This is a genomic window from Phyllobacterium sp. RCAM01083, assembly GCF_055685835.1.
In genome coordinates, this window is record NZ_JBVFZN010000004.1 from 94779 (window position 1) to 119179 (window position 24401).

The 24401-nt window shown below is 59.4% G+C and carries 23 protein-coding genes and 1 tRNA gene; 4 read left to right on the plus strand and 20 right to left on the minus strand.

Annotated elements, in window-relative coordinates:
- Positions 1 to 34 precede the first annotated feature (34 nt).
- Both ACZ25R_RS04550 and ACZ25R_RS04555 read left to right on the plus strand, forming a co-directional pair.
- Positions 35 to 805: a TIM barrel protein gene (locus tag ACZ25R_RS04550; RefSeq protein WP_472460516.1), complete on the plus strand. Its 771-nt coding sequence runs from the start codon at positions 35 to 37 to the stop codon at positions 803 to 805.
- A gap of 137 nt (positions 806 to 942) precedes the next feature.
- Positions 943 to 1941, plus strand: coding sequence for a LacI family DNA-binding transcriptional regulator (locus tag ACZ25R_RS04555; protein WP_346304890.1), 999 nt, complete (start codon positions 943 to 945; stop codon positions 1939 to 1941).
- Between the two features lie 45 nt (positions 1942 to 1986).
- Here the strand turns inward: ACZ25R_RS04555 and ACZ25R_RS04560 are convergent, their stop codons facing one another.
- The 19 genes from ACZ25R_RS04560 to ACZ25R_RS04650 form a co-directional block, all read right to left on the minus strand.
- On the minus strand, positions 1987 to 2784 hold the full coding sequence (locus ACZ25R_RS04560; RefSeq protein ID WP_472460202.1) for a transporter substrate-binding domain-containing protein: 798 nt from the start codon (positions 2782 to 2784) through the stop codon (positions 1987 to 1989).
- Complete coding sequence (locus tag ACZ25R_RS04565) at positions 2781 to 3731, minus strand: isoaspartyl peptidase/L-asparaginase (RefSeq protein ID WP_472460203.1); 951 nt, start codon at positions 3729 to 3731, stop codon at positions 2781 to 2783. The genes ACZ25R_RS04560 and ACZ25R_RS04565 overlap by 4 nt, the downstream gene beginning before the upstream one ends.
- 2 nt (positions 3732 to 3733) lie before the next feature.
- A complete protein-coding gene (locus ACZ25R_RS04570; RefSeq protein WP_105734997.1) occupies positions 3734 to 4468 on the minus strand; it encodes an amino acid ABC transporter ATP-binding protein in 735 nt (244 codons plus the stop codon).
- Between the two features lies 1 nt (position 4469).
- The gene (locus tag ACZ25R_RS04575) at positions 4470 to 5141 is read right to left on the minus strand and encodes an amino acid ABC transporter permease (RefSeq protein ID WP_472460204.1); all 672 of its coding nucleotides are present in this window, start codon (positions 5139 to 5141) and stop codon (positions 4470 to 4472) included.
- Positions 5141 to 5809 (minus strand): amino acid ABC transporter permease, encoded by a 669-nt coding sequence (locus ACZ25R_RS04580; RefSeq protein ID WP_130272359.1) that lies wholly within the window; start codon positions 5807 to 5809, stop codon positions 5141 to 5143. The genes ACZ25R_RS04575 and ACZ25R_RS04580 overlap by 1 nt, the downstream gene beginning before the upstream one ends.
- 90 nt (positions 5810 to 5899) lie before the next feature.
- Positions 5900 to 6238, minus strand: coding sequence for a cupin domain-containing protein (locus ACZ25R_RS04585; RefSeq protein WP_288191328.1), 339 nt, complete (start codon positions 6236 to 6238; stop codon positions 5900 to 5902).
- Positions 6239 to 6344: 106 nt separating this feature from the next.
- Positions 6345 to 7268 carry a sugar phosphate isomerase/epimerase family protein gene (locus ACZ25R_RS04590; RefSeq protein WP_346304895.1) on the minus strand — a complete coding sequence of 308 codons (924 nt, stop codon included), beginning with the start codon at positions 7266 to 7268 and terminating at the stop codon, positions 6345 to 6347.
- 21 nt (positions 7269 to 7289) lie between these two features.
- Positions 7290 to 8411, minus strand: a complete 1122-nt coding sequence (locus ACZ25R_RS04595) for a sn-glycerol-3-phosphate import ATP-binding protein UgpC (RefSeq protein WP_472460205.1) — start codon at positions 8409 to 8411, stop codon at positions 7290 to 7292.
- Between the two features lie 11 nt (positions 8412 to 8422).
- A complete protein-coding gene (locus ACZ25R_RS04600) occupies positions 8423 to 9310 on the minus strand; it encodes an ABC transporter permease subunit (RefSeq protein ID WP_472460206.1) in 888 nt (295 codons plus the stop codon).
- Positions 9311 to 9320: 10 nt separating this feature from the next.
- The gene (locus tag ACZ25R_RS04605) at positions 9321 to 10217 is read right to left on the minus strand and encodes a carbohydrate ABC transporter permease (RefSeq protein WP_464663961.1); all 897 of its coding nucleotides are present in this window, start codon (positions 10215 to 10217) and stop codon (positions 9321 to 9323) included.
- Between the two features lie 80 nt (positions 10218 to 10297).
- Positions 10298 to 11641 carry an extracellular solute-binding protein gene (locus ACZ25R_RS04610; RefSeq protein ID WP_403182703.1) on the minus strand — a complete coding sequence of 448 codons (1344 nt, stop codon included), beginning with the start codon at positions 11639 to 11641 and terminating at the stop codon, positions 10298 to 10300.
- Between the two features lie 194 nt (positions 11642 to 11835).
- Positions 11836 to 12993, minus strand: a complete 1158-nt coding sequence (locus ACZ25R_RS04615) for a fumarylacetoacetate hydrolase family protein (protein ID WP_464663958.1) — start codon at positions 12991 to 12993, stop codon at positions 11836 to 11838.
- 37 nt (positions 12994 to 13030) lie between these two features.
- Positions 13031 to 14107: an ABC transporter ATP-binding protein gene (locus tag ACZ25R_RS04620; RefSeq protein ID WP_472460207.1), complete on the minus strand. Its 1077-nt coding sequence runs from the start codon at positions 14105 to 14107 to the stop codon at positions 13031 to 13033.
- 29 nt (positions 14108 to 14136) lie between these two features.
- Positions 14137 to 14961, minus strand: a complete 825-nt coding sequence (locus tag ACZ25R_RS04625; protein ID WP_112522346.1) for a carbohydrate ABC transporter permease — start codon at positions 14959 to 14961, stop codon at positions 14137 to 14139.
- An 11-nt stretch (positions 14962 to 14972) separates the two neighbouring features.
- Positions 14973 to 15899, minus strand: coding sequence for a carbohydrate ABC transporter permease (locus ACZ25R_RS04630; protein WP_464663954.1), 927 nt, complete (start codon positions 15897 to 15899; stop codon positions 14973 to 14975).
- Positions 15896 to 17221 (minus strand): ABC transporter substrate-binding protein, encoded by a 1326-nt coding sequence (locus tag ACZ25R_RS04635; RefSeq protein WP_346304903.1) that lies wholly within the window; start codon positions 17219 to 17221, stop codon positions 15896 to 15898. The genes ACZ25R_RS04630 and ACZ25R_RS04635 overlap by 4 nt, the downstream gene beginning before the upstream one ends.
- A gap of 61 nt (positions 17222 to 17282) precedes the next feature.
- Complete coding sequence (locus ACZ25R_RS04640) at positions 17283 to 17942, minus strand: GntR family transcriptional regulator (RefSeq protein ID WP_464663950.1); 660 nt, start codon at positions 17940 to 17942, stop codon at positions 17283 to 17285.
- A gap of 36 nt (positions 17943 to 17978) precedes the next feature.
- Positions 17979 to 18869: a dihydrodipicolinate synthase family protein gene (locus ACZ25R_RS04645; RefSeq protein WP_472460208.1), complete on the minus strand. Its 891-nt coding sequence runs from the start codon at positions 18867 to 18869 to the stop codon at positions 17979 to 17981.
- A 99-nt stretch (positions 18870 to 18968) separates the two neighbouring features.
- The gene (locus ACZ25R_RS04650) at positions 18969 to 19886 is read right to left on the minus strand and encodes a sugar kinase (protein WP_472460209.1); all 918 of its coding nucleotides are present in this window, start codon (positions 19884 to 19886) and stop codon (positions 18969 to 18971) included.
- Between the two features lie 189 nt (positions 19887 to 20075).
- Between ACZ25R_RS04650 and ACZ25R_RS04655 the strand changes: the two genes are divergently transcribed.
- A complete protein-coding gene (locus ACZ25R_RS04655) occupies positions 20076 to 22382 on the plus strand; it encodes a Tex family protein (protein WP_472460210.1) in 2307 nt (768 codons plus the stop codon).
- 5 nt (positions 22383 to 22387) lie between these two features.
- Here the strand turns inward: ACZ25R_RS04655 and ACZ25R_RS04660 are convergent, their stop codons facing one another.
- Positions 22388 to 24013: an MFS transporter gene (locus tag ACZ25R_RS04660; protein WP_464663942.1), complete on the minus strand. Its 1626-nt coding sequence runs from the start codon at positions 24011 to 24013 to the stop codon at positions 22388 to 22390.
- Between the two features lie 278 nt (positions 24014 to 24291).
- Here ACZ25R_RS04660 and ACZ25R_RS04665 point away from each other — a divergent pair.
- A tRNA-Gln gene (locus ACZ25R_RS04665) sits at positions 24292 to 24365 on the plus strand.
- Positions 24366 to 24401: the final 36 nt, after the last annotated feature.

Below are 24401 nucleotides of genomic sequence, written 5' to 3' on the forward strand. Positions count from 1 at the left end.
CAAGCAAGTGGATAAAATCAGCAAGGGGGAAGCGATGAAGTATTCGGCCTGTATCGAGTGGTTGTTCGCTCCCGAGTCGCCTGATTTCGCCAACCGTATCCGCTTGGCAAGGGATGCCGGGCTTGACGCGGTCGAGTTCTGGAAATGGACGGAAAAGGACATCCCGGCTGTCGAAAAGGCATTGGCGGAAACAAAACTTGCGTTGTCCAGTCTCGTCGCGGAGCCAATGATTCCGCTGACCGATCCTGCGTCCCATGATGCCTTTCTGGTTGGTCTGCGGGCCAGCGCCGAAATGGCAAACCGGCTGGGTGCCAAGGTGCTCATCGCGCAGGCCGGGGATGATCTTCCCGGCCGCACCCGCGCCGAACAACATCTGGCCTTGGTCGATTGCCTGACACAGGCGGCCGATGTGCTGGCTGGAACCGGCGTTGTGCTGGGGCTTGAACCACTCAACACCCTTATTGACCACAAAGGCTATTTTCTTCATTCAACGGTTGAAGGTCTTGATATTATCGATGAAGTAAACCGTCCGGAAATCCGCATTGTCTACGATATCTATCATTCTCTCGTCATGGGAGAAGCGACGGCAGACGTGCTCAAAAGCCGGATTGACCGCGTTGCTCATGTCCATATTGCTGACCATCCCGGCCGCAATGAACCCGGCAGCGGCACACTGGAATTGTCAAAATCCCTGCATTGGCTGTTTGACAACGGCTACAATGGATTTGTCGGACTGGAGTACCGGCCAACCGCCGATACGCAATCGAGTCTGGAGATGACGTTCCGCACACTTGGCCCACGTTAGAAGCGTGTTTTGCTATTGAAGTGCTGAGGGGGAAGCGGGTAAGCATGGATCGATCCTTGCTTCCCGCCTGCTGGCCATCAACGTATCGTTTTTGGCAACACCAAAGAGCGGATCAGACATGAAGGATGCCGATATCCATGACCGATCCGCGCAAACGTCACACTCTGCCAACCATTGCGGATGTCGCCGAACTGGCGGGTGTCTCCCGCGCCATCGCGTCCCGGGCGCTGTCAAGTGAACCAAGGCCCGTCTCGGCCGACAAACGGGAGCGGGTATTGGCAGCGGCTGCCAAGCTTGGCTTCAAACCCAACCTCCTGGCGCGGAGCCTGACGACGAAGACCGTCAATCTCGTTGCCGTCATCGTCAACCACATCCATGATCTCTCGGATCTCGACCTGTTCGATCTCCTGATCAGTCAAATCCAGTCCATCGGCAAACAGGTGATCTTTGTCCGCGTCGGCTCGGCCGAACGGATTGACGAATTCCTGCGCAACGGCATTGCCTATCACGTGGACGCGGCCCTCGTGTTCTCCGATTTCGCCGATGCGGAAACGGTGCGGAAAATGTTCCGCAATGACAGCGTCCTGATGCTCAACGGCATGCGGGATGTGAGCTCTCCCGCGATCATTCCCGATGAGCAGGTGGGGATTGCCGCAGCGGTCACAGATGCGCGAAACAAGGGCGTGCGCAGTGCGCTCCTCGTGACAGGCCGGTCCGCCTCGCCGGTCGAACAGACACGCATCGCCGTCTACAAATCGGAACTGCAGCGCCAGGACATCAGGCTGGTCGCGGAACTGCGCGGCGACTATTCCTACCAGAGCGGCCGCCATGTGGCATCCTCGTCCGATTGGCAAACAGCGGACGCGGTGTTCTGCACATCTGACGCGATGGCCATGGGTGTTCTCGATGTGCACCGGAACGACTTTCCGGACAACCGGCCGCGGACATTCCGTCTCTACGGCTTCGACGACGTGACCCTGGCGGAATACGAGGCTTATCCGATTTCATCCATCGGCTACGACAAGGCCGCCTATATCGATGAAATCCTGAAGTTTCTGCGGGAACCTGCCCTGTTCAACGCGGGCGAGAAACTCATCCAGGTGCCGACCTACTTCGTCGCACGGTCAAGCTCCTGATCAAAATGCAAAGGCCGGGAACGATGCCCGGCCCTTGCCTTGAAATTACCAGAGCGGCGTCAGCGCCGGCGGGTTGGATTTTTCGCCCCACCACTTCTTGTAATTCGCATCATAGGCGCCGGACTGGATGTAGTCGGAGACGAACATGTCAAGCCAGCGGACGAATTCCGGATCGCCCTTGGCAACGGCAATACCGATCGGATCGTTGGAATAGAGGCCGGGCAAGGTTACCAGATTCTCGTTCTTGGTGGCGAGATAGTCGAGCAGCGACGAGTCTTCGATGGCCGCAGCGACGCGCTTCTGCTGCAGGAGCAGCACGCCATCGGGCGAGAAATTGTCGGTATAGACCAGTTCCGCCGTCGGCACGCTCTTCTTCAGGAAGCTTTCGCCTGTCGTGCCGCGGCCGACAACCACCTTCTTGCCCGCCAGGTCTTCCAGCTTGGCGATGCCGGCATCCTTCTGCACGATAACGCGCAGGCCGGCACGGTTGTAGGGAATCGAGAAATTGACGCTCTTGGCGCGTTCCAGCGTCGCGGAGGTATTGGCCACCACGATATCGAGCTGGCCGGAGACCAGCATGGACACGCGGGCATCGCCGGAAACGTCGGTGAACTCGACGGGAACGCCAAGCTTGGCCGCCAGCATGGTTGCCACATCGACGTCATAGCCGACCGGATTATTCTTGTCGTCGCGGAAACCGATGGGCTCGCCGCCAAGCGACACGCCGATGCGGACCTTTCCCTGCGCGCGAATATCGTCGATCTTCCCGGCATGCGCCACGCCTGTAAAAGCCAGTGCACCGGTCAGCGCGAGTGCTGCCAGTTTTCCAATGAACCGTTTCATGAATGTCCCCTTTGTGTTGTTTGTTGCGGATCATATTTTCGGGCAAGCCGGCGTTCGGGTTCCTCCATCCCGGCTTCCCAGAACCAGTATTTGATTTCATCGTCGCAGCGGAAACTTGCCACGTCGTGATTGCCCTTGGCGTCGATGGCATGAATGACGACACCAGCCAAGAATCCGGTGGTCAGCTGTGCGAGGTCTTCCATCGCCATATCGACCGCTGCGCGCAGGGAATGGCCGAAGCGCATGGCAAGCACGATGCTGCGGGCCGTGCCGCAACGGATGGTCATTTCACCCGTATGGGTGCAGGCGGCGGCACCATAGCGGCTGTCGGCATAGAACCCGGCACCGGCGATGGGAGAATCGCCGAGGCGCCCTGGATATTTCCAGGCCCAGCCGGAGGTGGAGGTAACCGCGTGAATGCCGTTGGCGGAATCCTTCGACAGGAACACCGTGGTATCGCGGACGCGCTCCGGGTCGGTAATGGTGCGGCTCAGGGGCGCGAGCGGAATATCTGGAAAAGCTGCCAGCTCCTCCGGCGTCAATTCTTTCTGCAACCGCTCCCACCAGACGCGTTTGCTGTCTTCATATAACGTTTCATCAAGGGGAAAGCCGATTTCCGTGGCAAAACGGCGGGCACCATCGCCGGTCAGCATGACATGCGGTAATCGTTTCATCACCGCATGCGCGAGCGCCGCGACGGGCAGCGTATCGGGAACCGCGCCGACGGCGCCAACATCCCGCGTCGTGCCATCCATCACGCCCGCATCGAACTCCATGCGCCCGAGCATGTTAGGCCAGCCGCCGAAGCCGACACTGCGGACCTTCACTTCGCGCTCGACTTCGCTGATACCGGCGACCATGGCGTCAAGGCCATGCGCCTTCTGCTTGAGGAGCTCGACGCTCCTGGCAAAACCCGGCCAAGCCTCGTTGTTCGCAATCAGGATCATTGTCAGTCTTTACGCATTTTGGAGAGAAACTGGGCGATGCGTGGCTTGGCCATGCCGCCATCGGCTGCAAAGAATTCAGCTGTCGGCAGGTCGACAACGAGCTGTCCCTTGTCGAGAAAAACGATCCGCGACGAGATGGTGCGGGCAAACTCGATTTCATGCGTGACGAAAACCATCGTCGTTCCGTCATGGGCGAGCTTGGCGAGAATGGCCAGCACATCCGACGTCATCTCGGGATCGAGCGCACTGGTGATTTCATCGAGCAGGAGATAGCGCGGCTTCATGGCGAGCGCCCGGCAGATACCGACACGCTGGCGCTGCCCGCCGGACAGTTGCGCCGGGAAGGCATCGGCACGGGCACTCAGGCCAACGGAGTCCAGAAGCGTGCGCGCATCGGCTTCCGCCTGCTTGCGCGGTATTTTCAGCACTTCCACCGGTGCGAGCGCGATGTTCTGCACGGCAGTCATATGCGGGTAAAGATTGAAAAGCTGGAAGACCGTCGCCGACCGCTTGCGGGCTTCCGACAGCTCCTTCGGACGGGAAACATCGAAATCATCGATGGTGATACGCCCGCCATCGAGCTTCTCCAGGCCGTTCATGCAGCGGATCAGGGTCGATTTGCCCGAGCCGCTGGAGCCGAGAATCGACACGACTTCACCGCTATGGACATCAAGGTCTATTCCGTCGAGTACGGTCGCAGAACCAAACGCCTTGCGTACTCCTCTCACGCTGATCATTTCACAGACCTTTCCATGCGGTGTGCGCCCTCAACCGCTTCTCCAGCTTGGCTCCGCCAAAGGCGACGAGCTTGGCCATGACATAATAAAGCCCGCCGACGACAGCCCAGACGATGAATGGTTTCAGCGTGCGCAGATTGAGAATGTTGCCGATCTTCGTCAGGTCCACCACGCCGATCACCGATATCAGCGATGTCACCTGCAGCTGGTTCACCAGAAGACCGGTCAGCGGACCGATGGCAAACGCCATGGCCTGCGGTGCGATGATGCGGCGAAGGATTTGCCAGCGCGACAAACCGAAAACCCGAGCGGCCTCGATCTGGTCGCGGCCGATGGACTCGATCGCCGACACGGCAATGACATAGACGAATGCCGCCGTATTGCCCGACAGCGTGATCACCGCGGCCTCGACCGGCGTTACATTGATCTTGGCAAAAGCAGGCAGGCCGAAGAACACGAGAAACAGCTGGACCAGAACCGGGGAATTTTTCAGCACTTCCGCGACGATAGCCACGACCTGCGCCAGCACGGGAATGCGATAGAACCGGATGACGGCCCACAGAGAGCCGATGAAAAGGCCGATGATTGTCGTTGCCAGGAAAAGCGCGAGGGAAACACTCAGCCCCTGCGCGAGCAGGACGATGTCATAGGAGGTGAACGCCGTATAACGCATCAGGCGGCCTCTGTCTGATCACGGTTGAGATAGCGATGCAACGCGCCGATGGCGAGCGAGACCAGATAGGTCAGGCAGGCATAGGCGACGAGCAGAACCGCATAGATTTCAAAGGGCCGGAATGTATCCGATGCCACGATTTTGGCCGAACCGGTCAATTCGTTCAGCGTGATCGTCGAGAGGATCGACGATGTCAGGATGAGATTGATGAAAACCGAACCCAATGGCCGCACCGAGGTCCTCAAGGCAATCGGCATGACGATCTTGCGGAAGATCGTCGGTTTGGAAAGCCCGCTGACTTCGGCCGCTTCCAGGATGCCGGGATCGATCGACAGGATTCCGGACCGGATCACATCCGAGGTAAAAGCGCCGCCCGCGATGGAAAGTGCAATGACTCCCGTGGTGAACGCATCGATATAGATGCCGATCTCCGGCAGGCCGTAGAAGAAAAAGAAGAGCTGGACGATGAACGGAATGTTGCGGAACAGATCGACATAGACATAGGCAATGCGGGAGAGAAGCGGCGACGCGGATGTGACCAGCGCTGCAACGACCGTACCAATGCACAGGCTGCCGGCAAGCGCCAGCACGCAAGCCTCAGCTGTCAGGACCGCACCTTTCACGAGAAAAGGAATGTGCGGTGCCAATATGGTCAGATCAAAGGTCAAACGTCCGTCCGGCACAAAGTGAAACCGGTTTCAGTTTTGCCTATCGCAAGGATGCTGTCAAGCGGTGGCAGCAGAAAAATGAAGTGTAGCTTAGGCCAGGAACTCGGCCCGATGCGGCGAGAAACTGTCGATCAGGCGACCCTTTTCCAGCGCCTTGACCCCATGGACGAGATTGGACGGAACAATGAAACTGCCGCCCTGCTCCAGCACCTGGCTGACGCCATCGATGGTGACTTCGAAGCGTCCTTCTGCAACATAGCTCGCTTGAATGTGCGGATGCGAATGCAGCGAGCCGACGGCATCCTTTTCGAACTGCACTTCCACCAGCATCATTTCCGGCAGATAGGCCATGATGCGTCGGCTGACGCCGGGCTCGGTCCTGGTCCAGTCAGCGGCATCTTTTGCAACAAACAGAATATGATCAGCCATGTTCACAATTCCCGGTAGCGAAAGACCGGCAACAGCCAGTCCCGATGATTGGCATTGTGACCGGAAGCAAGGGGCGCGGTCAACCAGTCGACCGCGCCGCTTTCACCTAAGCGGCCAGACGGCGGCGATTGGCGATTTCAGCCAGCTTGAATGCACGCTCGAGGCAATCCGCCTGCTCATTGGCAAACCGGTTCTCGACAATTTCCATGATCAGCATGGTATCCGGCAGGAACGTCAGCTCCTCGAAGATTTCTTCCCAGGGAATGTCGCCCCAACCGATCGGCAGATGCAGGTCACCAATGCCAAGCGCCGTTGCTTCAGCCGGATGATAGAATTTGGTCATGCTGTTATAAGGACGGCCAAAGCTGTCATGCACATGCAGATGCCCGGTGACCGGTGCCATCGCCTTGATCTGTTCGCGCCAATCGAGACCAAGCCGCGTGCTCTCGATGTAGGCATGGCTGAAATCGATCAGGCCGCACACATTGGCACTGCCGATGGTCCGTACGGTTTCGCCGACCTGTGCCGGTGTCTGGCGGTATTCCGCATCGGTGACCGCGAAAATGTTTTCCAAGGCAATCCGCACGCCGTAACCCTTGGCAACCTCGGCCATTTCGGCAAGCGCATCGCGCTCCATGCGATCGAGATCGGCAATGTGTGACTGGGCCGGCATTTTGGCACTGCCGCTGTGATGCACGAGGATGCCCGCTTCAACGCGATTGCACAGTTCCAGCATCGCGCGGACCACGGCCTTCTGATACTCCAGACGCTCGCGGTCCATGAAATTGGAGACGATCTGGCCGTGCACACTGTAGCGCAGGTCGAACTGCCGCGTGATCGCGGTCAGGCGTTCGGCGCGTCCCGGAATAATCCGGCCGCCCGAGATGATTTCCTCGCCATAAAGCGACAGCTCGGCAGCATTGGCACCGAGACCGGCAATGGTGCGAAGGGCATCTTCCAGCGTGTCAAAATTGCCCTTGCCCGTGTAGGTGCAAAAGCCAACGGCGGAAATGGTTGAATCCGAACTCATGTTTGATCCTTTCAAGTCGGGTTATGCGGCCACTGTTTTCGGAGCTGGTTGACGCGTCGCTGCCGGAGCATCATCAAGGCGCAAACCGGTTTCCTGCGAAAACAGGTGAATATGTTCGGAGGGCAACTGCAGACCTGCAACCGCGCCTTGCTCGAAGAACTGATCTTCCTCAACTGACACCGCAAAGCTCAGCCCGTCAATCTCGACGTGAACGATCCGGCCGGAGCCGAGCTCTTCGATGAAATCGACATTGGCCGGAACGCTGTTCACGGTACCGGCGGGAACGAGACGGCAATGTTCTGGACGGATTCCGACGGAAACCGCGGTCCCCGCGTTCTGGCCGCCAAGCACCGGATCGATTGCCTGCGCGATGCCGTCCAGCAGCACGTGATCGCCGCCTGCGGCAATGGTCGTGTCGAAGAAATTCATCGCCGGCGAGCCGATGAAGGTTCCGACAAACCGCGTGCGCGGACGGTGGTAGATTTCAAGCGGCGTGCCGACCTGTTCCACATGGCCCTTGTTCATGACGATCAGCTTGTCGGCCAGGGTCATGGCTTCCACCTGATCATGGGTGACGAAAACCGAAGTTGCCGACAGCCGCTTGTGCAGCCGGCGGATTTCCACACGCATCTGCACGCGCAGCTTGGCATCAAGATTGGACAGCGGTTCGTCGAACAGAAACACCTTCGGTTCGCGGATGATCGCGCGGCCCATGGCAACGCGCTGCCGCTGGCCGCCGGAAAGCTGCGCCGGTTTACGGTCGAGCAGTTCTTCCAGCCCGACGATCTTGGCTGTTTCCGCAATGCGCCGGTCGCGCTCGGTACGCGGAACACCGGCAACCCTTAGGGCATAGCCGATGTTGGCGGCAACATTCATGTGCGGATAGAGCGCGTAGTTCTGGAACACCATCGAGCAACCGCGATCGCGCGGCTCGAGATTGTTGACCACTTTGCCGTCAATTGAAATTTCGCCTGACGTAATCTCTTCAAGACCCGCAATCATGCGCAGCAGCGTAGACTTGCCACAGCCGGAGGGTCCGAGAATGACGACAAACTCGCCGGATTTGAAGTTCAGGTCGACGCCATGCAGGATCTGTGTGCTGCCATAGGTCTTGCGCACATCCTTGATGCCAATTTCAGCCATTGCTACTTCCTTTATTTCTCGGTCGAGACCAGGCCACGGACAAACCAGCGTTGCAGGACGGCAACGACGACCAGGGGTGGCAACATGATGATGAGGGCGCCTGCCATGGAGACATTCCATTCAGGCAAGGCATTGACGGATGGCACCAGCGCACGCATGGCGACCATCGCCGTCTGATAGCTGGCATCGGTGGTCATCAGCTTGGGCCAGAGATACTGGTTCCAGGCATAGACGAACATGATTGTTGCCAGCGCCAGCATATTGGTGCGCGACAGCGGAAGCAGGATGTCGATGAAGAATCGCAGCGGCCGCGCGCCATCCATCTTGGCCGCCTCTGCCAGTTCATCGGGGAGCGTCATGTAGAACTGCCGGTAAAGGAATGTGCCTGTCGCGGTCGCGATCAGAGGCAGGACCAGACCGGAATAGGAGTTCAGCAGGTTCCATTGCAGTGACAATTCGATGCCGGTGATGGTCTGGACGATCCAGCGGACGGGTTGGAACACGTCTGAAGCGATGTTGTAAGTCGGGATGACGCGCACTTCGAGCGGCAGCATCAGCGTCAGGAAAACCATCCAGAAGAAGACGTGACGCAAGGGGCTCTTGAAATAGACGATGGCAAAGGCGCTGAGCGCCGCCAATGCGATCTTGCCCGCCATGACCAGCAGCGAGGTGATGAGGCTGTTGAACAGTGCCGGGCCGAGATTGGCACGATCCCAGGCGGCATGAACATTCTTCAGGAAGTCACCGCCAGGTGTCATGTTGAAGGGCACGGCCGTGACCTCTTGCAGCGACTGGGTGGACGCCGTGAAAATCATCCAGAACGGTCCGAGAATGAGGATCAGTCCCAGGATCATGATGAAGTAGGTGACGGCGTTGAGTATGGGGGTGCGTTCGATCATCGCCGGAATCCTACTTGTAATGCACGCGCCGCTCGACGAAGCGGAACTGGATGAACGTGAACACCATGATAAGTCCGATCAGGACGAGGCTCTGGGCTGCCGCGCCGGAGTAATTCAGGCCGCGGAAGGCTTCGCTGACGATGCGGTAGACCATGACATCGGTTGCCTTGTTGGGTCCGCCTTCGGTGGTCAGGTCGACGATACCGTAGGTATCCGGGCCAACGAAACTCTCGGTCAGATTGAGAACCAGGAGAAAGAACAGGGTTGGTGCCAGGAGTGGGACCTGGATATCGAGCGCGCGGCGCACCGGGCCCGAGCCGTCCATGGACGATGCTTCCAGCAGGCTGCGCGGGATGGATTGCAGGCCGGCCGTCATGAAGATGAAGTTGTAGCCGATCCATTTCCACGCAAAACAGATGATGACGAGGATCATGGCATGGCTGCCGTACTTGGCGGGATTCCAGAGGTCGGGCGACCAGGTGTTCACCACCGCGATCAGACCGCTTTCCGGCGCAAAGATGAAGCGGAACGCCAGACCCACCGCCGGTGCGGCAATGGCATAGGGCCAGATGTAAAAGAACCGGAACAGGCTTGAGCCCTTCAACTGACGGTCAACACAGATCGCCAGGATAAAGGCGATGAACATGGACAATCCGGTCGCCGTGAAAGCGAAGAACAGGCTCAGGGACACGGAGCGCCAATATTCGCTGTCGGCAAAAACATCGCGAAAATTGTCAAAACCAACGAAGAGACGTTCGCCCGCACCGCCAAAGGCCGGTTCCAGCGTGAAAGCCCAGTTGAAAACCGAAATAGCAGGCCAATAGAAAAAGAACAAAATGAGCAGGAGTTGCGGCAATGCAAAAAGGACGGGCAACCACCAGCTTTTGAAAACAGCGCGCTTGTTCATGAGAATATTCAATTCTGCCTATGGGATGAAAAGGAAATGGCCCGGTGCGGTTCCGCTCCGGGCCATTTGAAAGCCTGCACTTAGTTCAGGACTTTTCCGGCATAGGTCTTTTCAAAGCGGCGCAGGATGACATTGCCGCGCTCGACAGCCTGGTCGAGACCGGCCTGCACAGTCAACTTGCCGAAGAAGATGCCTTCCATCGCATCGGAGATTTCCTTGCGGATCTGCGGGAAGCCGCCGAGGCGGATGCCGCGGGTATTTGCGGAAGTCGGGGTGAAGGTCAGGCTGGCGATGGCCTTTTCACGGCCCTTGAAGGCTGGCTGGTCGTAGAAGCCCTTGGCTTTCATCGCTTCAAAGCCTGTCTTGGTGACCGGGATGTAGCCGGTGACCGTCGACCACCACTCAACCATGTCCGGCTGGGCGATGAAGTTGAGGAACGCAGCGGCACCCTTGTATTCAGCTTCGGGGCGGTTGTTGAGAACCCAGAGGGATGCACCACCGACCATCGAATTCTGGCGTGCCGTTCCCTTCCAGACCGGAAGCATGGTCACGTCCCATTTCGTGCCCTGCTTGATGGTCTTGCCGACTGTGCCGTGATCGGCAATCGACGACTGGATCATCTGGCAGGTTTCGGAGGTGAAGGCTGGAACAACGTCCATGCCCAGCTGCTTGGTCTTGACCACGAACAGGCCTTCATCGGTCATCTTCTTGAAGAATGTCAGATGGTCGACCAGCTTGGTCTTGTTGAGGGTAAGTTCCGCATCGAGCCCGTCATAGCCGTTGTTCTTGGTAGCGATGGGCTGGTTATGAATGGCGGAGAACTGTTCAACCGTCGCCCAGCTGTCAAAACTGAAACCGAACGGGCAGGCATAACCGGCCGCTTTCAGCTTGCGGGCTGCGGCTTCGACATCTTCCCATGTTTCTGGCGCATTCTGGATACCGGCCTTGGTGAAGGCATCGACATTGTAGTAGAACATCGCGGTCGACGAATTGAACGGGAAGGAGTTCAGCTCGCCCTTTGCCGTCGCATAGTAATTGGCGATACCGGGGAAATAATTGCTCCAGTCGATCTTGTAGCCATTGTCTTCCATCAGCTTCTTGGCCGGGACGAAAGCGCCCGAGAGCATCAGGTCGAGCGTGCCGCCGTCGAAGACCTGCACGACGGCCGGATGCTTCTTGGCGCGATAGGCGGCAATGGCGTTCTGGACTGTTTCGGGATAGCCGTTCTGGCTGGTGCAGACGATTTCGAAATTGGCCTGGGAGTCGTTGAACTTCTTGCAGGCATCCTGCACACGCTCGCCAAGGTCGCCGCTCAGGCCGTACCAGAACTCGAACTTGACCTTCTCGGCCATGGCTGGCGTCGCGCCAAACCCGGCGGCCAGCAGCCCTGCGGCCAGACCAATTTTCACACCAAAACCCTGCATTAAAGCCCCCTGAATACGGCAATTGAGAGAATGAACCCGGGGCAGCTCTGGATAAATCCGGCTGCCTCGCTCGCGTTCAACTCTGGACGGGCTGTGTGAAAGTTTGATCGACCTTAGACGAAACTATTGTGACAATTGTTCAGCCCAGCCGCCAGGCGGCAGCCGCGCTGCGGGCAGAATCTAGCGTTGGTTGCTTACAGCAAACCACGCGCGGCAAGGTTGCGCATGAGCGCCGCCATGCCGAATGTCCATTCGGGGCACTCCGTCGACAACCGCACGGTATTGGTGAGCGCACCAAGCTGCGGATTCGATATGGTGACCACATCGCCGATCTTGTGGGTAAATCCTTGCCCCGGCGTATCGCGGTCTTCGACCGGCGCAAACAGCGTTCCCATGAACAGCATGAAGCCATCCGGGTACTGGTGATGCCGTCCGGTGGTCTGGGCGACCAGATCCAGCGGATCGCGGCTGATTTCCTTCATCGTACTGCTGCCCTTCAGCACGTACCCATCCCGGCCTTCGACCATCAGGTCAAGATCGGCATTGCGCACGTCATCGATGGAATAGGTCGCATCGAACAGCCGGATGAACGGCCCGATCGATGAGGAGGCATTGTTATCCTTTGCCTTGCCGAGCAAAAGGGCGGAGCGGCCTTCGACATCGCGCAGGTTCACGTCATTGCCGAGCGTCGCGCCCTGCACCCTGCCCTTGCTGTTGACGGCGAGCACGATTTCTGGCTCCGGATTGTTCCAGCTTGAGATCGGATGCAGACCGACCGATGCGCCCCAGCCGACGGAGGAGAGGACCTGCGCCTTGGAGAATACTTCCGCATCAGGCCCGATTCCGACTTCCAGATATTGCGACCAGACACCTTCTTCGATCAGGGCAGCCTTCACCTTGGCAGCCTCCGGCGAACCGGCTTTCAGATCGCGCAGACTGTTGCCGATGATCGGCATGATGCGTTCACGGATCTTCAGCGCCAGCGCCGGATTGCCCGCGGCCTTCTCCTCGATGACGCGCTCGATCATCGAGCGGGCAAAGGTAACGCCGCAGGCCTTGACTGCCTGCAGATCACAGGGCGCGAGCAGCCGAAGCCGCGCGGCATCGGCTTCACTTTCGACGGACTGCGCCAGAACCGTATCCAGCGGCCCGAGTTCTTCTCCGGCCTGCGCAGCGACATAGGCGGCAGGCTCGTCCAGTTCCAGCAGGTCACGCATTGTCGCCGTCTGACGTGAGGTGATGTCAAACAGCACGCCGTCGCGCACCACGACAAGGGCGGGGCCCTGCACATCGGGGCGCCAGACACGGCCAACGAAAGTTCCGGTTCTGTAGGTCTCGGTCGATAGGGTCACGGTAAAGGCTCCCGGAAGAGAGTGCTGATACGATGGATTAGTGCGCAGCGTTGCGCTTGCCGAGCCGCATGCCCGTTCCGCCATCAAACAGGTGGCTGTTCGCCGGATCGATCCCGATGTGAATCCGGTCGCCCGATTTGATCGATAGCCGCTCGCGGAAGAGACACATGATTTCCTGATCGCCCAGTTTGCCGACCACCATGATTTCCGAGCCCGTCGGCTCGACGACGCTGACGTCAACCGGGATGCCGCCGGCGGCAATCTTGATGTGCTCCGGCCGCACACCATAGATCACGTCCGCTGATCCCGTGGTTTGGATGGTCTGCGGCACGGGCAACGTGATGCCTTCCGGCGTCACGAACTGCCCTGCCCCGGCCAGACGCCCCTTGACGAAATTCATCGACGGCGAGCCGATGAACCCGGCGACGAACAAATTGGCGGGATAATCGTAGAGATCGAGCGGCGTGCCGATCTGTTCGACCAAGCCGTCTTTCATCACGACGATCTTGTCGGCCATGGTCATGGCTTCGATCTGGTCATGCGTCACATAGACGATGGTGGTACCAAGCCGCTGATGCAGCCCCTTGATCTCGCTGCGCATCTGTACGCGCAGTTTCGCATCGAGATTGGAAAGCGGCTCATCGAACAGGAAGACCTGCGGATCACGGACGATGGCGCGTCCCATGGCGACGCGCTGGCGCTGGCCGCCGGACAATTGCCGCGGAAAGCGGTCGAGCAGCTTTTCAAGACCAAGGACTTCCGCCGCGCGGCCGACCCGGCTTTCCTTTTCCTGCTTCGGGGCATTCTTGAGCATGAGCGCGAAGCCCATATTGTCGGCCACCGTCATGTGCGGATAGAGCGCGTAGTTCTGGAACACCATGGCGATGTCGCGCTCCTTGGCAGGCAGGTCATTGACCACGCGGCTGCCGATGGCAATTTCCCCGGTGGTGATTTCCTCCAGCCCGGCGATCATGCGCAGCAATGTCGATTTCCCGCAGCCCGACGGGCCGACGAGAATGACGAACTCGCCATCTTCAATATCGACGGAGACACCGTGCATCACATTGACGTTGCCGTATTTCTTGGTGACATCCTTGATCGAGACCGAAGCCATCGCGCCCTCCCTGTTCTTGAAAACCTGTTCTAGCCGCCCTTGACGGCACCGGCGGTGAGACCCGCAATGATCTGGCGCTGGGCGAAAACGGTCAGCAGCAGCACCGGCAGTGTAACGACCAGCGCCGCAGCGGCCAGTGGGCCCCAACTGACCTGCTCGAATGAAAGCATGTTGTAGACCGCGACCGGCAAGGTCCGGGTTTCACGGCTGGCCAGCACAATTCCGAAGACAAAATTGTTCCAGGAGAAGATCACCGCCAGGATCAGCGAAACGACAATACCGGGCTTGGCAATGGGCAGCGCCACCTTGACAAAGACCTGCCATGAGGTTGCACCGTCGATCATGGCGGCCTCTTCCAGTTCCATCGGTGTCGTCTCGAAATAGCCGATCATGATCCAGATCACGATGGGCACGGTCACAACCAGATGGATGATGATCTGCGGCCACAGCGTTCCCAGCAATCCCATCGTCTGGAACAGCAGGAACAGGGGAATGAGGTAGGACAGGCCCGGCGTCATGCGCGCGATCATGACAACGATGGCCGCCTTGTCGGCGCGCAGGCGGGCAATGCCATAGCCGGCAGGCACCCCGACGAGCAGGGCCAGCAATGTCGATATGCCCGTCACAATCAGACTGTTCCAGAAGTAATGCAGGAAATCGTTCGTGGCAAAAATCTGGGTGTAGTTCGACCAGGCAAACCGCTCCGGGATGAAGATCGGCGGATAGGCGCCATTATCGATCTCGTATTTCAACGACAGCGACAGCATCCAGAGAAAGAAGAAAATGGCGGGCGAAACGATCACGAACACAACGAAAGCGGTGCCCAGTGATTTCAGCGGACTACGGCGGGCCATCGGCGTCTCCCTCAGCTGTTCCATTTGGTCCGCTGGCGCAGATAAAGCAGCGCCATGGACATGGTGATGATGACGACGAAGAAGACCACGGCAATCGCCGAGCCATAGCCGATGTCGTAGTAGGAAAAGGCAACATTGTAGAGATAGATATTGATCGTCTCGGACGCCGTACCGGGGCCGCCCTGCGTCATGGCAAAGATGATGTCAAAGCTCTTCAGGGCATCGATGGAGCGGATGATCACGGCAACCATCATGAAGGGCAGGATCATTGGCAGCGTGATGTAACGGAATTTCTGCCAGCCATTGGCGCCATCGATTTCCGCACTCTCGAAGGGATCGCGCGGCATGGAAGCAAGGCCGCCGAGCACGATGAGCATGACAAGCGGTGTCCACTGCCAGGTCTCGACCAGCACCAGTGACGGGATCACCGTGTTCTGGTTGAATATCCATTCCTGCGGCCCGATGCCAACCAGTGACAGGAGGTAGTTGAGAACCCCGAGCTGCGGGTGGTACATCATGGTCCAGACCAGAGCGATGGCCACGGGCGTGGCCATCATCGGCATGACGAAAATGCCGCGCAGCAGGCCGCGCATCGGCAATTTGCTGTCGAAGATCAGAGCCGCAATGGTTCCAAAAAACAACGGGGCGATGACGGAGAGAAGCGTATAGAGCACGGTGTGCCCCATCGATTGCCAGAAGCGTGTATCGCCTGCCAGGCGGGTAAAATTCGCAAGCCCGACGAAGCTCTGTTCTCCGCCGAGATGCCACTCATTGACGCTCATCCACAGGGTGAACGCCCAGGGAAACAGAATGACCGCCCCGACAATGACCAGCGCCGGAATGACGAACGGCCAGTAACTCGGCTTGAGCCGGCGTTTGCCCGTTCTGGCTTTGGTGGTTTGTGCTTCGGTTGTCATGGTCGGGGCGGCGATTGTCATTTGCCCTCGCTGCGCGCAAGGATGGGACGGAACTCTTCCGTTGCCCGCTTCATTTCCGTTGCGGGATCGGCGCCGCCGAGAAGATTGGTCAGGCCGACACCCATCACGTCGCGGAATTCCGTGACCGGGACAATGACCGGCAGGCAGAGCTGGCTGACCTTGGCCGATGCCGTCAGCACATCAACCCATTCGGACGGCATGGTCACACCCTTGCGGACCTCCGGATCGTTGAGGATCGAATTGCGGAAGGGAACGCCGGAGCCCGTTTGCAGCAGGCGCGCGCCCATCTGCTTCGAAATGGCCCATTGGCAATAGAGGTAAGCCGCTTCCTTCTTCGATGATCCCTCGGTCACGCCGATACCATCGCCGAAGGTCGGCGCAGCCTGTACAGCCGGCCCCTTGGGCATGACGCCGTAACCGACCTTGCCGACGACCCGCGATTTCTCCGGGTTTTCCAGCGGCGGGGCAAAACCGATGCCATCCAGCCACATGGCAACCTTGCCCTGCAGGAAGTTTGACTGGCATTCGGCCCAGTTGAAACCCGTTACGCCGGGCGGTGCGGACTTTGTCATCAGGCGCTGATAGAGCGTTGCGGCCTGGATTGCTTCCGGCGTATCGGTCTGGAGATTGCCGTCGTCGATCGTGCTCTTGCCATAACCGAGCATGAGGCTGGCCCAAACCGGCGTATTGGCGTTCTTCATACCGCGGGCAACGAACCCGTATGTACCCTTGCTCGCATCGGTGAGTTTTTCTGCGGCGCTTACAAGCTCATCAAAGGATTTCGGATATTCGATGCCCTTGGCGGCGAAGAGTTCCTTGTTCCAATACAGAATCCAGTAATCCACCGAGAACGGCAGACCGCCGAAACGGCCGTTCTTGTCCTTGGCAAAGGCAAGACCCGCTTCGGCAAAATCGCTTTCGACCAATGACGGCTCGGTGAGCGTGGGGTCCTTCAGGAACGGTGTCAGATCGGCAAGCCAGCCGCCCTTCTCGAACTGCCGCTTCTGCACGTGATAGCTGATATGGATGACATCGAAGCTCGGCTTGCCGGAGGTCAGTTCGATCACGGCTTTCTGGCGCTGCTGCTGTTCCGGCGTCTGCTCGGAATTGACCTTGATTCCGGTCAATTCCTCGAATTCCTTCTGGTACTTTTGCAGAATATCGCCGCGCGGGCTCTTGATCAGGTTCACCTCGAGGGTCGTGCCTGCATATTTCTTCCAGTCGACATTGGCGAATGCCGGCTTTAGGCCGGCAAAGCTCGCCGCGCCAAGTGCTGCTGATCCGGCAAGAAATTGCCGGCGTGTCGGTTGAATCCGTTTCATGCTTATCGTCCTCCCATAATCCATTGCAGCGCCGTAACTCCCATTTCCGGCACCGTTGCGTCTAAACCTTCAGAGCGAGATTCCTTGCATTGTTGATATGCTCGGCAATGGCATCCATCGCCGTTTGCGGGTTGCGGGTCTCGATTGCCGCAATGACCGCCAGATGCTCGCGCATCACCGGAATAACGCGGCCGGTGATGCGAAACCGCTCCTGATTGATCAAGCGCATCTTGATGGCATTGATCCGATAGGCTTTCGAAATGATCCCATTGCCAAGGGAATCGATGATTGTGTCATGCAGCGACCAATCGATCGCCTGCGCGTGCAGTTCAAGCTCGGGCGTCTCTCCGTCCCTGAGAGCCTTCTCCAAGGTCTCTTCATGTTCGCGCCGCAACCTGGCCAACACCTCATCGGAAGCGGAAACACAGAATAGCGCAACCGCTTCCTTCTCCATGAAGACGCGGAACTGGAAGGCTTCGCGGATCAGATTGATATCGATATGCGCAATCTGTATCCCGCGCTGCGGCACCGTCTTCACCAGCCCCTCAGCTTCGAGACGGGGCACAACCTCGCGGATGGCCCCGAGCGGCATGCCCGTCATGGCAACGAGCTGGCGCTGCGACACGAACTGCCCCGGATGAAAGTCACGGGCCAGAAGATGTTCCGTGAAACTCGCATAGGCTTTCTCACGCAATCTTACCGGCTCGCCGCTGTCATCCATGCCTGTTCCTCCTCAGGACGCCTTCACGATTCCCCGTCAGGCGGCGGCCGCGACAAACAGACGATCAAAGACTGCCGTCAGATGCTTGCGATCGCCGTCCGGCAAGGCTTCAAGCGGACCACGCGTCCGCCGCCAGCCTTCTTCGCCCTGGTGATGGGCAACCATCGCCTTCACAGCCGGAATCACCGGATATTTCACCAGTTCATTGACAGCCGCAACCACCTCTTCATCGTCGCGCCCTTCATCGATCATACGCACGAGACGTTCGGGGTAGATATTGGCCAGACCCGAGATGGCACCCTCCCCGCCGAGCCGCACGCCCGCAGCAAGGCTGCGTTCATCGCCAATCAGGATGGCAAGGTCATTGTGCCGTGCCAGCATCTTCTCAGTATAGCTCCAGTTGCCGGAAGAATCCTTGACCCCGGCAATCGCACCAGGGAAGGCCTCACGCAACCGGCTGACCAGATCAACCGAAATCTCGACTGCCGTCACCGAGGGCAGATTATACAGAATGATGCCGCGCACATCCGCGCCAATTGCCTTGAACGCCGCCGCATGCCAGTCAAAGAGACCGTCATCGCTGACATTCTTGAAATAGGACGGCGGCGCCAGGAGAATACCGCGGCATCCCGCATCCAGTGCAAACCGTGCCTGCTCTGCCGCATCAACATGCGAATTGGCCATGACGCCAACGACAATCTGCGACGGCGCGATGCCTGCCGCAATAAATCCCTTGATGACAGCCTGGCGCTCATGGGTACCGATGGACGAGCCCTCGCCCGTCGTCCCGAACAGGGTGACGCTGCTGCAGCCGCGCTGCAGACAGGTTTTTGCATGGTGAATTGCCGAGGGCAGATCAATTGCCAGCGCCGCATCAAACGGCATCGTCAATGCCGCAGAAAGTCCAAATCGTTCAACCCGAGACAATGATTTTCCTCCCACCCTCTCAATACATAAAGACTACTAACATGTTAGTTGATAGTCAACATGCTGTCACATACATTTTTGCGAGTATGGATACAAATGTTATGAATTGAACAGCACGTGCTCGACTTCGTTCCGCGTCGGCGCACCGGTGCGTCCGCCAAACCGGGTGCATTTGATCGCTGCCGCCGCGCTGGCAAAACGCATGATCTCCTCCATGCCATGCCCTTCGGCCAGCGCCAGCGCGAAGGCGCCGTGAAACACATCCCCGGCGGCCAGCGTATCCACGGCATCAACGGCAAAAGCGGGCATATGGTGCACGATCCCCGCCTCGCCGCCCGACCAGTAGCAGCCCTTGCCGCCGCCGGTGACAGCGACAAAACCGCGATACCGGGCCGCCAAGGCAATGACGGCACGCTCGATATCCGCCTCACCGGTGATGATTTCGGCTGCCGGTTCCGAGGCGACAATATGCGATGCGAGCGGCAGCAGCCGCTCAAGGGTTTCCAGCGGCGCGACATCGGCATCGAGCACGCCATGAATGCCAGCCTCGCGCGCTGCCCTGAGCGCAGTGGCAGCAGCCAGCGGCCAGCGAACATCGGTCATCACCACATCGAATGCCCCGTATTCGATGGGCGGGATTTGTTCTGGCGCGCTCAACAGGGTCTTGTCATAGAAGGGCACGATCATGCGCTCACCCGACCTCTCGACAAAGATCGAGGAAAAAGCCGACCGCGCACCTTGGATGCGGCGGACAAAGGTGCAGTCGACCCCTTCCTCCGCCAGCTCTGCGACCACGCGATCGCCGACATGGTCCAGCCCCGCCGACGCCCACAAAGACGCGCTGCCGCCCAGCCTTGCAATGGTTGCCGCCTGGCTCGATGCCATGCCTGCCGCGATCTCCACGGCCTCCTGCGGGATGAACTTGCCGGGACCGGGCGGCAGGGTGTCCAGCCGGAAGATGGTGTCCATCGTCAGGGCACCAACGCACAGAATCCTTGGCTTCGTATTTGCCGGCATCGTCACACTATCCATATTGGCTGAATCAGCAGAAGGGTCAGGCGATAAGGAAACGTTTCATCGGGCAGGTCAAGCCGGGGGAGCCATGGAGTTTTTCGTGGAACGCCGGGAGAACCAGCGGACCAAACGATTGCCGATTGATCCCGGCAGCCCTATGGTCGCCGTCCGATCAAGTTTGATGAGACCAGTATGACTGCCACAACTGCCCGTATTGCGCGTATCATTGCCACCGAGATCAATGCCAGGCCCGAACAGGCCAATGCGGCGATTGAACTGCTGGACGGCGGCGCGACCGTTCCGTTCATTGCCCGCTACCGCAAAGAGGTGACGGGCGGACTTGACGATACGCAGCTGCGGCTTCTCGACGAACGGCTCATCTACCTGCGCGAGCTTGACGCCCGGCGCGACACCATCATCGAGTCCATCCGCAGCCAGGGCAAGCTGACCGACGAGCTGGAGACCAAGATCCTGGCGTCCGCCACCAAGGCCGAGCTTGAGGACATTTATCTCCCCTACAAGCCCAAGCGGCGCACGCGGGCCGAAATTGCCCGCGAACGCGGATTAGGGCCGCTGGCTGAAACGATTCTCGCCGACCGCCGCAGCGTTCCATCCGAACTGGCCCAGACTTTTCTTTCGGCGGATGTGCCGGATGTGAAAACGGCGCTGGATGGCGCACGCGATATTCTGGTCGAAACCTTCTCGGAAAATGCCGATCTCGTCGGCCGCCTGCGCAACCACATGAAGGACAAGGCCGTTCTGCGCGCCAGGGTCGCCGACGGCAAGCAGGAAGCGGGCGCGAAATTCTCCGACTATTTCAGCCATTTCGAACGCTGGTCGACCATCCCCAGCCATCGCGCCCTCGCCATGCTGCGCGGGCGCAACGAAGACGTGCTTTCCCTCGACATTGAAGTCGATGCCGACGACACCTCTCCGGTGAAGCCGGTGGAACGCATGATCGCCGGTGCCTATGCAATTTCCCCGAGCGGAACCGCCGCCGACAGCTGGCTGATGGACGTCGTCCGCTGGGCCTGGCGGGCGCGCCTGTCGCTCAACCTTTCCATCGACCTGATGACACAGATGCGTGAAAAGGCGGAGGAAGAGGCGATCCACGTTTTCGCCCGCAACCTGAAAGACCTGCTGCTGGCGGCACCGGCCGGATCGCGCGCAACCATGGGCCTCGATCCCGGCATCCGCACCGGCGTGAAAGTGGCTGTCGTCGATGGTACCGGCAAGGTGCTCGACACGACGACCGTCTATCCCTTTCCGCCGCGCAACGATCTGCGTGGAACCCAGGCCGAACTGGCGCGGCTGGCCGGCAAACACAAGATCGAGCTGATCGCCATCGGCAACGGTACCGGCAGCCGCGAGACAGAACGCCTTGTCGCAGACATGCTTGCCGACATGCCCTCGCCCAAGCCGCTGAAGGTGATCGTCAGCGAGGCGGGTGCTTCGGTCTATTCGGCATCGGCGACGGCTGCCGCAGAATTCCCGGATCTCGACGTATCGCTCAGAGGCGCCGTTTCCATCGCCCGGCGCCTGCAGGACCCGCTGGCGGAACTCGTCAAGATCGAACCGAAATCCATCGGCGTCGGCCAGTACCAGCACGACGTCGACCAGTATCGCCTGGCCCGCTCGCTCGACGGTGTTGTCGAAGATGCCGTGAATGCGGTCGGCGTCGACCTCAACACCGCATCGGCGCCGCTGCTGGCCCGCATTTCGGGCCTGGGAACGTCGCTGGCAGAAGCCGTGGTCGCTTACCGCAACGACGTCGGTCCGTTCAAGACCCGCCGTGACCTCCTGAAAGTCGCGCGGTTGGGGCCACGCGCCTTCGAACAATGTGCGGGCTTCCTGCGTATTCCCGACGGCACCGAGCCGCTGGACGCTTCGGCGGTTCATCCGGAGGCTTACGGCGTCGCCAAGAAGATTGTCAGCGCCTGCGGCCGCGACGTGCGTTCGCTGATGAATGACTGCGCCGCCCTGAAGGCGCTCGATCCGCGCCTCTTCGTCGACGAGCGGTTCGGCCTTCCGACGGTTCGCGACATCATCGCCGAGCTGGAAAAGCCCGGCCGCGATCCACGGCCGCAGTTCAAAACCGCGGCCTTTGCCGATGGTATCGACAACATCAAGGACCTGAAGCCGGGAATGATGCTGGAAGGAACGGTCACCAATGTGGCTGCCTTTGGCGCCTTTGTGGATATCGGCGTGCATCAGGACGGATTGGTGCATCTGTCACAACTGGCAGACCGTTTCGTCAAGGACGCCCACGAGGTCGTCAAGGCGGGGGATGTGGTGAAAGTCCGCGTTGTGGATATCGACGTCAAGCGCAACCGCATCAGCCTGACCATGCGCAAGGATGGTAGCGCCCCTGCCCCAAGGGAGCAAAGGGCTGACAGCACCGGCTTCAAGCCGAAACCGGCAGCGCAGGGCAAACCACAACCATCGACAACACAGGGTGCTTTCGGCGCGGCGCTCGCGGATGCACTTCGGAAGAAATAGTCCCGTCAGTGCATGTCCATCGGCGTCTTATGCGCAGCGATATCGTGCGGCAGGATTGTTTGCCGCTCGATCATGCGATGGACCCGGATTTCGCCGCCCCGATGCAGCGCGCGGATCCGGTCGCCAACCGCAGCATCCGCCTGCGTTCGCCGCTGGTTGTGGCGGACATATTCGACCCAGGTGGGCGTGTGGTAGGTTTCGGTCCAGATTTCCGGTTTCTCCAGATCGCGCATCAGCGCCCATTGCCCCGCACCGTCGCGGATCCGCACACGCCGCCGGTCTGACATCAGCGCGAGAAATTCGGGAATGTCTGCTTCGGCGATCTCGTAGTCGATCATGATGACAATCGGCCCACTGCGCGGCTTCAGGTCAAGCGCCAGCAGTGGTTCGCTGAACCGGTTGAGCGGATCGAGATTGAGCGACTTGAACTCCGGCAGGGCGTAGCGCAGGCCAATCACGGCACCGAGCAGCATGAGCACTCCGGAAGCGATCAGAGCCCTGTCCGCGCCGTATTGTTCGGCGGCCGCGCCCCAGAGCCAGCTGCCCGCAGCAATACCCGCAAATGTCGTCGTCTGGTAGAGCGACAGGGCCCGTCCCACCACCCAGCGCGGCGTCGACAGCTGCACCGTGACATTGAACAGCGAGAGGGCCAGGACCCAGCAGGCCCCGGCCAGCAGCAGGGCGATATTGGTGGGCCACACCGACGTGCTGACCGCCGTCACCGCCGCGCTCACCGCAAATCCGGCAAAGGCATACCGCACGATTGCCTCGCTCGAGAGGAATTCACGCAGGCGCGCACTGAGCAGCGCACCGCCGATGGCACCGATGCCGAACGAGCCGAGCATGACACCGTAGGTCAGAGGACCGCCATGGACGAGATCGCGCGCAACGAGCGGCAGGAGCGCCAGAATCGCACTGGCTGAAAGACCGAAGACAAAGCCGCGAACGACCACCTTGCCGATATTGGGCGACATGGCGACGTAGCGCAGGCCCGCCGAAATGGCGCGGCCGAGCGATTCGCGCGGCAAGGGGCTCGGATCGATTTTCGGCTGCCAGCGCATCAGGGCATAGATCACGGCGAAATAGCTGGCCGCGTTGACCGCAAACGTCGCCGCAGCACCGGCAACCGCAACGATGAGGCCGCCAATGGCCGGACCAACACTGCGCGTGATGTTGAAGCCCATGCTGTTCAGCGCCACCGCATTGGGCAGATCGTCCCGGGGAACCATGTCACCGACCGAGGCCTGCCAGGATGGATTGTTGAGAGCCGTCCCGCAGCCCAGCAGAAAGGTGAATGCCAGGAGAAGCCAGGGGGTGATGAGCCCGAGATAGGCAAAAACCGTTAGAAACGCTGAAACGACCAACATGAACCACTGTGCCACCAGCATCACCTTGCGCCGGTCGAAATTGTCCGCCAGCGCGCCGGATACCAAGGAAAAGATCATGATGGGCAGTGCCGTGGAGGCCTGCACAAGTGCCACCATGTTCACCGAATCAGAAATCGACGTCATCATCCATGCGGCACCCACCGCCTGGATCAGCGAGCCGAAATTGGAGACCAGGCTCGCGATCCAGATAGTGCGGAACGTGTCGTGCTTGAACGGGGCCAGTGGTGATGATCGGTCCGCCACCTCGTCTGCTTTCTCTTCGCTGTGCGTTGCAAATCACTTTCAGACAGTTATAGGCCTGACGTATCGGATTGCCAGCGGCCAAATGGCTTCGCCGGCATTTTCGATAGCCTGGCAACCAGTTGCAAGGACGACCCAGCCATTTGCGCCCATTAAATTCGTGTATGGAAGATAAAATGCGGCGCAGTGCAAAAACCATCCGAACAGGGGTTTTCATCCTGAACGAATTGGACTATATGACCCCGCACCGGCTTAATCAGCCACCGCACAAAAGCGGTTGTTGGGGAATAGGTTAACGGTAGACCCACGGACTCTGACTCCGTTAGTCCTGGTTCGAATCCAGGTTCCCCAGCCACTTTTTCCATCCGCACTCCCCCATATTCTGACATCG